Origin of the sequence: Clostridium sp. (assembly GCF_050717515.1) — a bacterium.
Taxonomy (GTDB): Bacteria; Bacillota; Clostridia; order Clostridiales; family Clostridiaceae; genus Clostridium_AD.
Genome location: NZ_JBOITL010000007.1, coordinates 35367 through 51804, shown reverse-complemented (window position 1 = coordinate 51804; position 16438 = coordinate 35367). Strand labels below are relative to the sequence as shown.

13 protein-coding genes are annotated in these 16438 nt (G+C 31.3%); 9 read left to right on the top strand and 4 right to left on the bottom strand.

Going from position 1 to position 16438, the window contains the following annotated elements; translation table 11 throughout:
• Nucleotides 1–28: 28 nt before the first annotated feature.
• The 3 genes from ACREV6_RS01735 (at nt 29) to folK (ending at nt 2294) form a co-directional block, all read left to right on the top strand.
• The gene (locus ACREV6_RS01735; protein ID WP_431576308.1) at nt 29–565 is read left to right on the top strand and encodes an HD domain-containing protein; all 537 of its coding nucleotides are present in this window, start codon (nt 29–31) and stop codon (nt 563–565) included.
• 37 nt (nt 566–602) lie between these two features.
• On the top strand, nt 603–1409 hold the full coding sequence (gene folP, locus ACREV6_RS01730; RefSeq protein WP_431576307.1) for a dihydropteroate synthase: 807 nt from the start codon (nt 603–605) through the stop codon (nt 1407–1409).
• A 66-nt stretch (nt 1410–1475) separates the two neighbouring features.
• Nucleotides 1476–2294, top strand: a complete 819-nt coding sequence (gene folK / locus ACREV6_RS01725; RefSeq protein WP_431576306.1) for a 2-amino-4-hydroxy-6-hydroxymethyldihydropteridine diphosphokinase — start codon at nt 1476–1478, stop codon at nt 2292–2294.
• A gap of 110 nt (nt 2295–2404) precedes the next feature.
• On the opposite strand, the gene ACREV6_RS01720 is transcribed toward folK, so the two are convergent.
• The 4 genes from ACREV6_RS01720 to ACREV6_RS01705 all read right to left on the bottom strand — a co-directional run bounded on the left by ACREV6_RS01720 (nt 2405) and on the right by ACREV6_RS01705 (nt 10242).
• Nucleotides 2405–3457 (bottom strand): flavodoxin family protein, encoded by a 1053-nt coding sequence (locus ACREV6_RS01720; RefSeq protein WP_431576305.1) that lies wholly within the window; start codon nt 3455–3457, stop codon nt 2405–2407.
• 33 nt (nt 3458–3490) lie between these two features.
• Nucleotides 3491–4735: a lactate/malate family dehydrogenase gene (locus tag ACREV6_RS01715; protein WP_431576304.1), complete on the bottom strand. Its 1245-nt coding sequence runs from the start codon at nt 4733–4735 to the stop codon at nt 3491–3493.
• A gap of 19 nt (nt 4736–4754) precedes the next feature.
• Nucleotides 4755–9617: a nucleotidyl transferase family protein gene (locus ACREV6_RS01710; protein ID WP_431576303.1), complete on the bottom strand. Its 4863-nt coding sequence runs from the start codon at nt 9615–9617 to the stop codon at nt 4755–4757.
• 139 nt (nt 9618–9756) lie between these two features.
• Entirely contained in the window at nt 9757–10242 is a 486-nt protein-coding gene (locus tag ACREV6_RS01705) for a DUF4883 family protein (protein WP_431576302.1), read from the bottom strand.
• Nucleotides 10243–10436: 194 nt separating this feature from the next.
• On the opposite strand from ACREV6_RS01705, the gene ACREV6_RS01700 reads away from it, so the two are divergent.
• From ACREV6_RS01700 to ACREV6_RS01675, 6 genes are all read left to right on the top strand, one after another.
• On the top strand, nt 10437–11375 hold the full coding sequence (locus ACREV6_RS01700; RefSeq protein ID WP_431576301.1) for an N-acetylmuramoyl-L-alanine amidase: 939 nt from the start codon (nt 10437–10439) through the stop codon (nt 11373–11375).
• 105 nt (nt 11376–11480) lie between these two features.
• Nucleotides 11481–12419, top strand: a complete 939-nt coding sequence (locus tag ACREV6_RS01695; RefSeq protein WP_431576300.1) for an acyl-CoA dehydratase activase-related protein — start codon at nt 11481–11483, stop codon at nt 12417–12419.
• Nucleotides 12373–13470, top strand: coding sequence for an acyl-CoA dehydratase activase-related protein (locus tag ACREV6_RS01690; protein ID WP_431576299.1), 1098 nt, complete (start codon nt 12373–12375; stop codon nt 13468–13470). The genes ACREV6_RS01695 and ACREV6_RS01690 overlap by 47 nt, the downstream gene beginning before the upstream one ends.
• Nucleotides 13451–14407, top strand: coding sequence for an acyl-CoA dehydratase activase (locus tag ACREV6_RS01685; protein ID WP_431576298.1), 957 nt, complete (start codon nt 13451–13453; stop codon nt 14405–14407). Before ACREV6_RS01690 ends, ACREV6_RS01685 begins: the two co-directional genes overlap by 20 nt.
• Before the next feature lie 154 nt (nt 14408–14561).
• Nucleotides 14562–14723 (top strand): aspartyl-phosphate phosphatase Spo0E family protein, encoded by a 162-nt coding sequence (locus ACREV6_RS01680; RefSeq protein WP_431576297.1) that lies wholly within the window; start codon nt 14562–14564, stop codon nt 14721–14723.
• 244 nt (nt 14724–14967) lie between these two features.
• Nucleotides 14968–16260, top strand: coding sequence for a hypothetical protein (locus ACREV6_RS01675; RefSeq protein WP_431576296.1), 1293 nt, complete (start codon nt 14968–14970; stop codon nt 16258–16260).
• Nucleotides 16261–16438: the final 178 nt, after the last annotated feature.

The following is a 16438-nucleotide window of genomic DNA, read 5'->3' as shown; positions in this document are numbered from 1 at the left end:
TAGACTAGCAAATTGATTTGTTATTTGTTTGAAGCCGCCTAAATACTACTCCAAAGGGGTGGAAGTTATAGATAATAATTTAATAAATGATAAAATCAATATTATTATAGAAAATCATAGTTTTCAGTATAATTTAAAAAATATAGAAAATTTAGAAAAACAAAGGGAATTTTGCAAACATGATATGCAACACTTTTTAGATGTGGCAAGACTTATGTACATAATAAATTTAGAAAATACTTTAAATATACCCAAACATATGATTTATGCAGCTGCACTTTTGCATGATATAGGTCGGGGAGAAGAGTATGAAAATGGAACTCCTCATAATACTTCTAGTGTGGAAATTGCCAGTAATATATTGAAGCAGTGCAATTATGATATTGAAGAAATAGATGAGATTATAGAGGCTATAGGAAACCATAGAAATAATACTGAAAAACCAAATAGTTTAAGCTATATATTATACAAGTGTGACAAGCTTTCAAGAAATTGTGCAAGTTGCAGTGCTACTTACGATTGCAAATGGCCTGTGGGGAAGAAAAACTTGAAGATAACATACTAAAAAGAATAATATTTAATTATTTTTGGGGAGGAAGTTTATGAGAATAGGAAACAAAGATTTTGAAATTGGTAAAAGAACATACATAATGGGAATTTTAAATGTTACCCCGGATTCTTTTTCTGATGGGGGAAAATTTAATAATATTGAGGCAGCCATAAAGCATGCCAAAAGGATGGTGGCTGAGGGCGTAGATATTATTGATATTGGTGGTGAATCTACAAGACCAGGGCATAAATCTGTAAGTGAAGAAGAAGAGATTAAAAGAGTAGTGCCTATTATAGAGGCTTTAAGGGCAGAAATAGAGGTTCCAATTTCCGTAGATACATATAAAGGTAGAGTTGCAGAACTTGCCGTAAAAGCAGGAGCAGCTATGATTAATGATGTATGGGGGTTTAAGAAGGACGATTACATTGCGGAAGTTGCAGCTAAGTATAATGTGCCTTGTTGTTTAATGCACAATAGAGATAATAGACAGTACAATAATTTAATGGTGGATATATTAAAAGACTTAGAAGAAAGTATAGCAATTGCAATAAAGGCAGGAGTTAAAAGTGAAAATATAATACTAGATCCAGGCATTGGTTTTGCGAAAAGCTATGAGGATAATTTAAAAACTATGAATAACTTAGAAAAGCTAAATAGCCTAGGATATCCAGTACTGCTTGGAACCTCAAGAAAATCCATGATAGGATTTGCACTGGATTTACCTGCAAGCGAAAGGCTTTGCGGGACACTTGCAACTACTACTATAGGAATAATGAAGGGCTGTGAATTTATAAGAGTACATGATATACTCGAAAATAAAAGAGTTTGCGTTATGACTGATGCTATATGTAGAAGCTGACAGATGAATATTGTAAACTTAAAAAGCACTTTTAGGTACAACGGAATATAGGGAGGATACAATACTATGGACAAAATTTATATAGAAGACTTAGAAGTTTACGCCCATCATGGTGTATTTAAAGAGGAAAAAAACTTAGGACAAAGATTTTTAATTTCATTAGAGCTTTTTCTTAGTTTAAGGGAAGCAGGCACCACTGACGACTTAACTAAAACAGTTCATTATGGTGAGCTTTGCCAATTTGTGGAGGAAGAGTTTGTGAAGGAAAGCTACGATTTAATAGAAAAAGCTACAGAAAAATTAGCGGAATTTATACTTTTAAAATATGATTTAGTCCAAAGAGTAGTGGTTAAAATTAAGAAACCTTGGGCACCTATTGGAAAGCCACTTAAGTATGTAGCAGTAGAGGTAGATAGAAAATGGCATACTTCTTATATTGGTATAGGTGGAAATATTGGGGACAAAGAAAAAAACATTAAGGGTGCATTAGAGCTTATAAATAATTCACAGCATACTAAAATAACAAAAACATCAAAATTTTATCAAACAAGTCCAGTAGGATATCTAGAACAAGAGGACTTTTTAAATTGTGCTATTGAGATAAAAACACTTTTAAATCCACTAGAGCTTGTACGATTTCTCTTATCTATAGAAAAGGAATTTAAAAGAGAAAGAGTTATAAGATGGGGCCCTAGAACTCTAGATTTGGATGTATTACTTTATGATAATAATATTAGTTCTCTAGAAGAAATAATATTGCCTCATCCAAGAATGCAGGAAAGGATGTTTGTTTTAGAGCCACTATGTGATATAGCTCCTTATGTTATGCATCCAATTTTGAATAAACCTATAATTCAAATCAAGGCAGCTTTAAAAGATAGTTAGTAGTATACAAGGCTATGATGGACTTGTATACTATAGCCCACTCTAGAATAGCCTTAGCTATTCTACTAAGGTTAATTTTAAAAAGATACCTAAAAGGAAATAAAAGCAAATTAAGCTTTTATTTCCTTTTTAATATTCTCTGCAAAATCTTTAGCTAGTTCATGAATTTGTGGAACCTTAAAAATTTCACCAGGGTCATTAGCAATAGCCATTATAGAAAAATATGGTGGCAATCTAAAGCCCTTATTTACATTTAGGGCTCCAATTAATTGTTTACTAATAGAATCACTTCCAGAACTACCGGATACCACCACTGCAAAGATATTCTTATCATAAAAGGCTATCTTTCTATATAGCACTGTGAGCCGATTTATTACAGCTGTTAAATTTGAAGCTATGGCATCATTATAATTAGGACATAGCCATATTATTGCATCAGATTTTTCAATAGAGGGAAGGACATCATCTACCATTACTCCTCCATAAAAGCATTTATTTTGGGTAGCGTAATGAGTACATAATTTATAAGAGCAACCGTTACAGTCTAAAACCTCTCCGTTTTCTATTTGCAGTTCTTTAATATCATAAAGCGCCAGATGTTCTGAGGTCATATGCCATAAATCCAAAGTATTAGAAGTTTTATGTGGACTTGAGTATAGTACTAATATATTAGGATTATTTATGATAATTGGATTATATTCTAATAATCGGTTTCGAAGCCTAGAGCACAGGTTCAAACAAATTTCTTCAAAGGGTAAATTTAAAATCTTTTGCCAAGTGAGAAAATTTCTAAGGGATGAAGTAGCTTCTACTACACTGTGCCCTATAAAGCAGCAACCTAAGTTGTTTGCAAGATAGATAATATCTTGACTTGTACGTTTGGTACCATGTTCCGTACTACTATGAACAAGGACGGCAGCAACAGAACCCAAAAGACAATCATTGCCTTTTTCATATAATTTCGAAAAAAACTGGAGCATTGCAATATCACAATTAATATCAGTGCTTTCAGAAGCAAAGAATATTTTCTTGTTTTGAAGGTTAGGAATATTATTATAATCTTCCACTAAAGTATAATTGGTGTAACGAGTAACCTCCCCTATCATTTTTGATAGCATGGGAGATATATTTTTGCTTGGTGCAATTACAAATAGATCCTTCATAAAAACCCCCTTTTTATAAACTTCTTAAATAAACTATATAGAGCCACTAAGAAGTTTATAAGTTGAATTTAGCTTACTTAAGAGCACTTCATTTAGGTCCAAGGTTTCAAGCTCAGTTCCAGAAGGTAGAAGTCTATTTCTAGAGCCCATAAAAGTACCCCCAATAAATGTAGCACTATAATGCCACTGTGAATTAATAGTGGCAAGTATTGACAAGGTCCCAGAAGAAAGAGCTGGAGCAATATAGGGTTTAAATCCTGTAGATCTAACTTCTAAGTTTGCAGTTTTAGTGCTAAAAGTTAAAGAATCTGAAAGCGATTCATTATAATGCTCAATACTATCGGCTATGATGAGACCTTCACCATGTGGTCCAAAAGCTCTACCTTCATGTATATAATGTTTTGTAGCATCTTGCTGCATGGCATAATAGCAAGCTCTAGCATTCATAACCCCCAGGCCATACCCTCTAATTTGTTCTGGAGCAAGGCCCTTAAAGTCCATATTCCCTGAACTGTCTTTATTACTTTCAACAAATGCTACTTTGCAAAGTAAATCTACTGGATCTGATACTACTGCAAATACGCCTTTAAATTCTTTTTCACCTGCAAGGGTAGCATAGTGGGAAATTATTTTAGAATTGCCTTTAAACTGTGCGAGTCTAACATCTGTAGACTCTTTGCCCACCTCAGGTACTCCCACAGATACACAAAATACAAACATATCACAGTCAAAGACATCATCTTCTTTTAAGGACACTATATTTATAGAATTTTCATTCATGTCCGGTGAAAGGATTTGACTAAGTTCATATTTGTAGCGTTCATTGCGATTTAAATCTCTATCGTAAAGTCCGAGACTTTGAATTTTTTCAGCGCCTAAGAGTTTTAAACCTGTAAGTAAAGTGCCACCAACATCCCCAAGTCCTACCACATTTATTCTCCATTTATCAGGCGACCTGTAGGTTAATACTTGCTTCCAGCTAGGATACATAGTATTCAAAGAGGTAACGCGATTACTATTAATTGCCTCTTTTATCCACTGTGGTACATTCACATTGGAGGTTACAGGTCTTACAAGTAAGTTTAAGTTTTCTTCATTTAAAAAGAGAAAATTCTCATGGGAAACAGAGAAACTCCTCCGACCGCGTTCTGGATTAATCTTATTCAAGGCAAAAATCATGCCCGTATATTTTTCTGCTTCAAATTCAGATATAACCGCAAGACTTGGATATGCTTCATTGGATATTAATAATTTTTCATGGCAAATATAGTAAAACATTTTAAGCACCTCTTTTTATTTATAATAAATTATCGAGCCTACGTAATTGCTGTAAATCATTTTCTAGGTAGTGAGAGGGCGAGATATTTAAATCATAGTGCAGATCACGTCCAATATCAGGACAGCGAGGAACAGTAAATACTTCACCCAGTGAAGCTAAAGTTAAATTACGAGTATATAATATATGATACTCATTTTCTAAAACTTTTAAAAGTTCTATAGAATTTTCAATACACACTTTTGATAATTCATAAAGATTTTTGGGTAGCGCATTTTTTATAAAAACTGGATAAGTATAGGGCAGTATTAAATTAACGGAAGGAAGTAAGTTTCTTTTTGGATAAGTACCTCTCCATAGCGCATCTCCACCAATAAAGGGATATAGTGTATTCTCATTAAACCAAATTTTAAGCTTGGGTATAAAGTAAACACTATCAACATGGCGATGCTGCATATCCATTAGGTCTTTTCCTCGCCCAGATAGAATACCAGCAATGATTTTTTTTACATTTACGGACTCCTTTTTTAAGAGCGGGTCTAAAGCTTTCATCCTATAACCTTTATGAAGTATATTATCTACTAGTATCACAGGTCTATTAAAAGACTTTATCATTTTAATTTGATGCTCAAGGTTTAAGTAATAAGGGAATTCTCCAATATGAAATTTCTTAATCTCAGGATCAAAAAACTTTTCTGTATGCAGTGATTTAGTAACAGTATTGGGAACTATATATCTGTCAAGAATATCTCCATAAGGTACACACATAGCTTCTCCATTTTGCTTTGTATGGCTTATTTTAATTGGAACATTATTTTCGCTGCAAACCTTTTTTATCATTTGTTGATGGAGTATATCACTATCGAAGGATAATACGAGTTCACCAGGATACAAATTTGATATGGCTTGTTGCAACCGCTTTCTTGTACTGCAAATAACTTGTTTTACTCGTGCACTACTCCTAAAGGGCTCTTTAAGAATATTTTCTAAATCTAAGTTTAGTACGCAAGGACTATTCATATCTACCACAAGTGCAGTTAAACTAGGATCAGTGGTATCAACTTTTTTAAAACCATGCAAATATAGAAGTTCGATTAGTGAAGGAGCATACAATTCTTGCAAAATTGGTTTGAAAATTGCATATTCATAGTCTTTAGATAATGCATAAGCTAGAGACTCTGTAATAAGTATTTGCTCTAGTATTTTGTTTTTTTCTTTGCTTTTTTCCTTATTGTTTATATACATTAGATCAATAAGAATAATTCTACCAGAGGCATTTTCACGAACATATCTTGATAATTTATCATCATATAATTCACTGTATAAAATATTGGAACGAATCCAATGCATTGATGCAAAACCTAGAATTTCGTGACTTTGGATATTTTTAATTATTACAAGCTTTGGGGCGATTTTTTTCGAGAGCTGGGTCAAAATTTGGAAAACAAGCTCTTTATCATTACAGGAATTAGAAAGCTTTTTTATAAAGCTTTCAGTAAACTCTTCAGCAAACTCAATATCTATATGAGGATATGCCAGTGAAAGCTTATCTTGTGGTTCTCTTTGATAAAAACCATTTTCATAAATATACTGCTGAACTAGCGGGTCAATTAAACTTGAAATATCACGGTTGTCATCAATATAATTTCTTATTTGACTAGAGCTAATGCTAGCATAACTAGAAGGCAAATTTATTAATTTTATTTCTCCAAGGATTCTTTTCTTAGCCTCATCTAATTGTTTGTTTTTTCCACGCTCAAAAATTATATGTGGAAAATTGTGTATAGAGAATTCAGTTACAGGCTTCTTATAGCAAGTAGCATTTAATATAACATCACTGCCAGCAACAAAATAAACCTGAGATTTACTAAAGTTTTCCTTTAACTCTCTCATATCCTCTGGATTAGAAATATTTGTTGGAAAGTTTTCTGGATAAATAAAAATATTTAATTCATCTGCAATGGACATATTCAGTAAATTTTTACGAAGCAAGGTTGGTAAGGTTTTCTTTGACCAAGAAAACTCATCCACAGATAAATAAACTTCGAAACCCATATTTCTTATAGATTTTGCAATGGTTTTATGACTAAGGGAGAAGGGGTCAAAGGTGCCCGGGAAAAAAGCTGTTTTTGAAGGAATAGGTATAGTAATTTCACCTATAAAGAAACTGAAATCTGATATAAATCTATATATGTGATTTAGTGCTGCAGCATTTGTAAGGAAAAGTAATTGTTCTGTGCTATCCTCTGTAATTAGCGTAAGGATTTTTTTTGCAGCTAATTTAAAGATAACAATTTTATCCTCTAGAGATAGCAGTTTAGAACCAAAAACATCTTTTCCAAGGCTGTGTGCGGCGGATTGCTTAACTTTTGTTTTGTAATCAGCTAGGCCATTTAAAAGTATACCAAGTATATTTAATAGGCGGTTATCATAATCCGCAGGTTTTTCAATAAATCGACTTCTATACCTGGGATAATTAGCTAAGCAAACACCTAGAGTCTTAAGAATAAGAGGCTTTACATTTTCATTGGCTATTTTTATTTTGATTTTTAAATCATCAATAATTTCATTTAGCTCCACAGGTTGTAACCAAAGAAGGATTTCACCCAGGTAAGGTGGAATATACTCAGTAAATCTATGGCCTTCTATCTCTAGTGCCCGAAGAAGTTCTACTGAAATTTCATTTCGCTCAGCGAGTGTAAGTGTGGGCATAATTTTAAGTATGGCAATGCCTGCCCTACTGCGAACACTCTCAACAGCACTCACTTTAAGCAAATTACAAAAATGAATAGCTGTGTGAAGGCCTGTGGCAGGTGCTTTATTTAAAGTATAATTTAACAATAAATCGATTTGGTTTTTCTTTTTTATCCAATCAGTTGCTGTTTTTAAATTGCTTAAAAATATATCGGGTATTTTTGCATAATCTTCTTGGCAAAATTTTTGAAAAATAGGAATAGAAGTTTTAAGATTAAGCAGTGTGAAAATCCTTAGTTTAAGTAGATTTTCTGCAGGGAGTTTACTTTTAGTATAGTAACTGGAAAACTGCCCTATTAAATTTTCCTTTAAATAATTAAATTTAGGAAGCTTTATTATTAAGTCGGTTATAATTTCTAAGGCGGAAAGTCTTAAAATACTGCTTCTTTTGTTTGTCATTGAAATTACATAATTAAATAATATGGACAGGTTCTCTTCATAAGGTTCCATGGGAATGTATTTTGCAGTTACCAGTAAAAACAATTGAGTTTCTGTATTGCCAAGGTGTGCGGCGTCATAATACTTAAGAATAATATTTCTGTAGGGTATAAGCATACTTTTTCTGCAATTTTCAAATAAGCTGCTAACCAGGATTCTAGAACTATAGCCCATCCAAGTTCTATGACTTGAAATCATTTTGTGGCTTGGATAAAGTAACAAATTCAAATACTCCACAAATAAATCTGAACTGGATATATTAGGGTTTTCAATATCTACTTTTTTTGGAATTTCTTTATTATAATCTTCGTCAAAGATAGCTATAAGAACTCCAATAAGCTGAGCGCAAAGACGCCTGATATCATCTTCAGAATGAGTTAAATTATCGTATAGAAACTTAATAGTTTGAAGCTTTTGTTTTTGAGTTAAATAGGTAGAATATTCTTCGAAAACCATTATATATTGTCTTAAATTTTTCCAGTCTTTTTCACTTCTAGCTTGCTCTAATACTTCATCTAAAGAAAATTCATCACGTAACATATGCATTAAATTAATGTTATGATTTATAGAAAGATATTTAAGGTTTTGAACTATATCATTTCCTTGCATTAGTGAATAAATTGGAGATTTTGGAATCTCATGATTTTCCTTTTTATCAAGGGTTGTATTAATACCAATACTAATTAAATAATCTTCAAAATCTTCTAGTTTAGCATATACGCGTCTATATCTTTTTTCTTTTTTTTCATCAACATTTTCTAATTTATTGAGTATAACTTTAAAGGAGGTAGCTAAAGAGAATATGTTCATGGCGGGACCTTCGCTGGTTTCAAGATTTTTAACTCTAAAGTCAGAATATATTAAGATTAGTGACTCTAGTGATAAATTTTCAAGCTCCAAATCCCAGGTAGAATGATTTATTGCAATATTTCTAATGTAGTTTATGTTATGTTTTTTAAACCATTGATCTGTGTAATAGTAATGTAAATGAGGAACTCTTTTAAGATCATCACCAAAGCAACCATATTTTCCAACATCATGTCCAGCCGCTGCTCCAGAAACTCTACCTAAATCTATTTGAACATTCTTGCTCTTAAGTTGCCTTGCAAGATGTAATGCCAGATAGTGCACTCCACAAATATGATCAAGGGTATTATATTTAAAAACCTCACCATTAAGTTTCATCATTTCATAGATGTAATCTTTTTTAAAAGCTTTAATGAATTTTATATATTCATCATCATTTTCTAAATCTTCTATTTCTTCCTGCAGTAAAAAATTCATGGCGTAGTTACTTTGCCAAGTGTTATCACTATGATTTTTTTGAACAGTGCATACAATTCTAAGAACTGTTAGATATAGTTCACAAGCAGTTTCTAGATTACTATGGAGTACAATAGTTACAGCTTCTGGAAAGGATTTATTTAATGCGAAATTATATAAGTATTTGAGCATGTCATTGGGTAATTTATCTTTGCACAGCTCATTCATAACAGCTTCACAAATTAAAAGAGTACGTGCACATGTGAAATCCGTGCATTCTATCATAGTTTTCAAGTTTTCTAAATAACAGGAGCCTGATAAAAAATTTTCAATAAGAGATTTTGGAATATCATGGTTTTTTAAATACTTTGGGCTTAATAATTTTTTGGTTATTTTTTGATTAATCTCTTTAAAATCTATAGCTTGCATGCATATCCTCCTTATAGTCCTCTGGTGGGACGTAACAATTATTAATTGCTATGTCTCTTATCTATATTAGAAATTATATACTTATAATGTGATTAATTATAGAGGATAATGCAATTATACTAGAAAAAAAACAAATACCTTATTTAGGTATAAGGTATTTGCATAGTCCATAAAGATTATAAGCTTTGTACATTTTATTTGTGTCAATGTAATCCATGCTGTAGCCACCATCCCAGGGATATATGGAAATTAAATCTTGGCTATAGACATTTATAATATATTTGTTTTTACTAAAGGTTAAAAATATTTTATATACTGGTTTATTTGTCAAGGTAGCTGGCTTTTCTATGAAGTTATTATTATTTAATGAATTAAAAAACTCAGTGAATGTATATAAATCCTCCACAGAAAAGTCCTTCTTCTTATAAAAATTCATATATAGAGCATAAAGCTCTTTTGGCTTTTCCAAAGATAAATCCTTCATTAATAAATTCGTGTAATAATAATTGTTTGGTTTACTTTTTAAAAGAATATTTTTATTGAATTTATAATTACATCCAAAGAGATTTAAAGAGAAAAAAACACATATTATAATTAAAATAGATTTCTTTATATAAAGCTTCAAATAATCACATCCTTATACTGCTTTGTAAATAAAATATGTTGAAAAACTATTTTTTATTACACAATATATGAATATTGGCATATTTTAATTGTGAGATAGAAAATTAGTTTTAGAATTAATGTTTAAATAACATGAAAATAGACTAGCAAACTGGATTGTTATTTAAATGTGCTAAAAGCTTAGGGGGGGTTATTTTGAAGTATGGGATTGATATTGGACACAACTGTCCACCGGTAGACACTGGAGCGGTGGGTATAAGAAAAGAAGATGAGCTAAATAAACAAGTTGGAGATCGCGTCATGGAAAAACTGAAAACACTTAAGCATCAGGTAGTTAATTGCACTCCAAGTTATGCATCTAATTTAGGTAACTCTCTTTATAAAAGAGTAAATAAAGCAAATGAAGAAAAAGTGGATTTATACGTGTCTATTCATTTCAATGCAGGCGGTGGACATGGAACAGAAGTGTTTGCTATATCAAAATCAGGCAAAGATATAGCAAAAAGAGTTGTAGATGCAATAGCAGCCTTAGGGTATGTTAATAGAGGGGTAAAGGATGGCAGCTGGTTGTATGTACTAAAAAACACAAAAATGCCTGCCATACTTGTAGAAGGTGGATTTGTAGATTCTAAAGAGGATATGCAAAGATTTAATGCAGAAAAGATAGCAAATGCAATTGTAAAGGGGCTAACAGGAAGTATCGTTAATGAAACAGACAGCGAAAATGGAAATGTCAAACCCACTGTAAATATTGCATTGTTAAAAATACAAAATGGATTAAATCTATTAAATATACTAGATTCTAATGGTGAAAAACTTAGACCAGATGGAATTATGGGCGAAAAAACCGCATCTGCCATTAAGAGATTTCAAAGCATAATAGGACTTGAAATAAATGGCGCTAATGACTTGAAGACAAATGCAGCACTTGCAAATATTTTAAGCATGCCTGTGCTTAAATTTGGTAATAATAATATTGTTGCTAATCGCTATATTCAGTGGAGATTAAATATAACTGTAGATGGAATATTTGGTAATGACACTGAAAAAGCTGTATTAAAATATCAAACTGTAAAAAAAATAAAAGTAGATGGTATAGTGGGCGTAATTACTTGGAATGGATTAATAGTGTAAAAAACCTGGAGCTTAAGTCCAGGTTTTTTATATTTTAGGAATAATTTTCAGATTAATAGTTCAGAATATAGAAGTGCTAATAGAGTGGAATGCAAGGAGGAAAATATGAAAGTTGGTGTCCCAAAAGGTTTATTATATTATAAATACCATCCTTTTATAGAAAAGTTTTTAATTGAATTAGGTGCAGAAGTAATTACATCTACAGATACAAATAAAGATATTTTAAACGCAGGAGTTAAATGCTGCGTTGACGAGGCTTGTTTGCCTATAAAGATATTTCATGGACATATAATAGATATAAAGGACAAATGTGATTTATTAATAATACCTAGAATTATGAGGGTTCGCGCGCGAGAATTTATATGTCCTAAATTTTGTGGACTTCCGGAAATGATATTAAATAGCATACCCAATATGCCAAAGGTAATGACAGAACCTATATATGCCACTAGCGAGAAGGAGTTATATACTTGGTGTAAAAAACTTGGAAAGATGATTACTAGGGATACTAGCAAAATAAAAGCTGCATTTAATAGTGCCTTAGAAGAGCAGAGAAACTTTAAATTTGGTATTAAAGATGAAGGATTTAAAATAACTATTGCACTAGTAGGTCATCCATATAATCTTTATGACACTTTTATCAATATGAATATAGTAAAAAAATTAAATAAAATGGGAGTGGGGGTTATAACAGAAGAATATGTAGAGGAGGAGCAAATTAACTTACAAGTAAAAACTCTTTTTAAAAGGCCATTTTGGACCTTTGCTACAAATTCCTATGGATTTACAACTGCTATAGCAAAACATAATGAGATTTCCGGAGCAATATACATATCATCCTTTGCTTGTGGAATAGACTCTGTGGTACTTGAACTTATTAAAGAAAAAATTGAGGATTTTCCACTATTATTGTTAAAAGTTGATGAACATACTGGTGAAGGCGGTCTAGACACAAGGATTGAGGCTTTTATTGATATGATTGAAAGGAAAAAAAATAATGAAAATAACATTTCCACATTTAGGAAACACATATCTTGCAGCTAAAGCACTATTTGATGGACTGGGAATAGAATGCATAATTCCACCTTTTAGTAGTAATGAGGCGCTAGAGCTAGGTTCAAAGTTTTCGCCAGAAGAAATGTGCTTACCTTATAAAATTATGATGGGTAATTATTTGCAGAGTATAGAAAAGGGCGCGGATACCATAATTATAGTTGGAAGCTGTGGACCTTGTAGATTTGGTGAGTACTGTGAATTACAGATCAATGCACTAAAGAAAATGGGACACGATTTGACTTTTATTGTAGTCGATAGCCCTTTTGATGTAGGCAAAGAGGAATTTTTAAATCGTTTATCCAAGATTTCAGATAATAGTACAAAAGGTAAAGGAGAAAAATTTAGAGCACTAAAGATAGCCTATAATGTAATTGATTTAATAGAGAAAATTGAAAGTAAAGCACATTATTTAACAGGATTTGAAGTGAACAAAGGAGAATTTAAGAGACTTTTAAAAGAATGCAAAAACAATGCTGCAAAAGCAAATACACCATCACAGATGGTGAATATCCTAAAAGAATATAAGAAGAAAATAAGTGAGATTCCTATTAATAAACACAAATCTCCAATAAAAATTGCAATTATTGGTGAAATTTATACTGTAATTGAACCCTTTTCTAATCTTTATATAGAAGATAAACTTATGGATTACGGTGTATCAACTAAAAGAATGCTTACTCCTAGTTGGTGGATTAAAGACATGGCGCTTAGGTGCTTAAAGCTTAATTCAATTGATATAAGAATAGCATCTAGAGAATATCTTCCACATTATATTGGTGGCCACGCTAGAGAATGTATAGGAGAAGCATTACTTGCGCAGAAAGAGAGTTTAGATGGAGCAATTCAAATTTTCCCTATGGGCTGTATGCCAGAAATTGTATCAAAAGCTATTTTGCCTACAATTTCAAGTGACAAGGAATTTCCAATAATGACCTTGGTAGTAGATGAAATGACTGGAGAGGCAGGATATATTACTAGAATAGAAGCATTTATAGATATGTTAGAAAGGAAGAAGAACAATGTATTATATGGGAGTTGATGTAGGATCTGTAAGTACTAACATTGTACTATTAGATAATACTTTAAAGGTTATTCAAAAGTTATATTTAAGAACAAAAGGTAAACCAATAAAGGCCATCCAATATGGATTAAAAATTTTAAGTGAAGAATATAATAGTGAGCAAATAAGATCAGTAGGAACTACAGGTAGCGGAAGACAAATGGCTGCTTTTTTAATGGGTGCTGACATAGTAAAAAATGAAATTACTGCCCATGCAGTGGCATCGCTTGAAATTGATAAAGATGTAAGTACTATATTAGAAATTGGAGGCCAAGATTCAAAGATAATATTACTGAAAAATGGCATAGTTACAGACTTTGCAATGAATACGGTATGCGCAGCAGGTACAGGGTCTTTTCTTGATAGGCAGGCAGAAAGATTGGAGATACCTATTGAAAATTTTGGAGAGTATGCATTAAAGTCAAAAGCACCTGTAAGAATAGCTGGTAGATGTGCTGTTTTTGCGGAATCTGACATGATACATAAGCAACAGCTTGGATACAATGAGGAAGACATAATAGGAGGGCTTTGTGAGGCCATGGTGCGGAATTATCTAAGTAATGTAGGTAAAGGAAAAGATATTCGCTCAAAAATATTTTTTCAAGGTGGAGTTGCAGCAAATAAAGGCATCAAAGCAGCTTTTGAAAAAGCTCTAGGCACTGAGATTTATGTTCCAGAGCACTATGATGTTATGGGGGCTATAGGTGCGGCGATACTTGCAAAGGAAGAACTTATGAAAAGTGGAAAAACAAAGTTTAAAGGCTTTGAAGTAGCAACTAATGATTTTGTCCCAAGAAGTATTGAATGCAATGGTTGTGGTAACAATTGTGAAGTAATCCAAATAAAAGATGGAGAAAAAACTGTAGGCTGCTTTGGAGATAGATGTGGTAAATGGAGCGGCAAGATGGTGATGTAAAATTTAAAATTCTTAATGTTTCCAGTAATAGACTAAACTTAACAAAAAATTAAAACCTTGTTTCCTTGAAACCAATTATTTACTGCAATATAATAATATGTAATAGCCAATATATACTATTTATATTGTAGTAGGTATACAGGAGATGAAGAATTTGAGCAGAGACACTATAGAAAAAGCAATGGAAAAAATAAGGGAAGAAATAAATAGGTTAGTTCTAAAGAAAGAATTAGTTTTATATGAGGGCGAAATTCTAAAACTTAGCCAGGAATTGGACAAGCTTATATATACTTATTATTATAGTAAATTTTTATAATATGTATTTCTTGAAAGTATTTTGGTGACGGAGCACTCCTCTTAGGTTACATATAGAATACTTATAATTACTTAGTATTGCAGGAAAAAATAGTTCTATGTTGAATTAACATTTAAGGAAGCAATAAATTGTACTGATGTTTTTGCATAATATGATGTATTATAAATATATAAAACGTTGCATTAAAAGTGATTTTTTAATAGGTATAATATGGCGAGTTAGTTTATAAAAGGAGTGAGCATTTATGAAAAGAGAATATTTGGAATTAAAAACCTGTCGTACAGAAAAAGCTGAATTTATAAGCGGAAAAGAATATATTGTATTTGATACAACAACTAAATATACCTATGAATATGATTTCAAAGTATTGCCTTGCTATAGGGTTATAAACGAAAGAGGTGGTGTGGAAATAGTTGTGCCTGACCAAATTTTCTATCCAACCAGTAGGCTATTGCAATCCATAAAAGAAGTAGTATATTCAGGTGTTTTAAATATAGATAGTTTAAAAGAAGGTGAAGTATATTCTGTTTTTAAAATGAATGAAGAAAAAGGAGAAGAAGTTTATACCATATTTGATAATTCAAATAAACTAAAAATATATCCCACATCTTTGTTTGTCTCAGAAGCTCAATATCTTAAAATGTCTAAAGAGGAACTTTTTGATTTTAAGAAAGTCAAAGAAGAAGAACTATTAAAATTTGAAGATTTGAGAAAAAAAGAGGCTCAAAAAGCTTTAGATGAAAAATTAGAATTTGAAAATGCTAAAAAAAAGGAGCTTCAAGAATCTTTAGATGAACAAAACAGGCTACAAAATATAAAGGATTTGAACAAACTTGAGATAGAAAAAATTAAAGAATTTATAAAAGTTTTAAGACCAAATATAGTAGAAAATACTACGACCCCTTTGATTAATGAAACTTCCAAAATTACAAATAAAATCAACCAACTTTTAATAATTTTTATTTTTGGATGTTTCATAACAGTTGTTTCCTCACTATTTGGTAAGGTTTTACTAAGTTCAATAATTAATATGATATATTTAATTATAGGTCTGCTAACTTACTTATATTTAAAAAATAATTTATTTGAAAGTTTAATTAAAGATATCCCTATAAGCAAAAAAACTAATAAAGAATCGCTAAGTTTATTGGTGACCTTTAGTGATGATATATTGTTGAAATTAAAAAAAATTGAATTAAATTTATTAATTTTAGAAACTAGATCTACTGTAAGTAGTGAGACTATTTCACTAATAAGCGAATCTGTGGCCTTTTGTTTAGAAAGTTATAAAACCAAAGATACTAATTTACTAAAAGATATATCAGTATTTTTAGATAAAACCCTTGAATATATATATAGCTTGATAGATGGTGATAATTCACAAGAATTATCTATAGAAAAGCAGATTTATGAAAATGTATCTTCCGTAATAAACAGAAACACTGATATTTTTGAAGTTATGATTTCAGATAATAAAAAAATTAAAGAGATATTAGCTCCTACGGAATCGCACCGACCACCTAAAAGAAAGGAATGATGCATGAGCAGGAACATGTAAGAATAGTTTCCATGGGAAAAATTAATGTAATAAAATATGTTTCAGCATTGTCTTCTTGTGTTTGTATATAAATATAATCTATTTTATATAAATTGCTTAATTATAGGAATTATATAAAAACCAAAATACGCCATATGTTATTCATAACATATGGCGT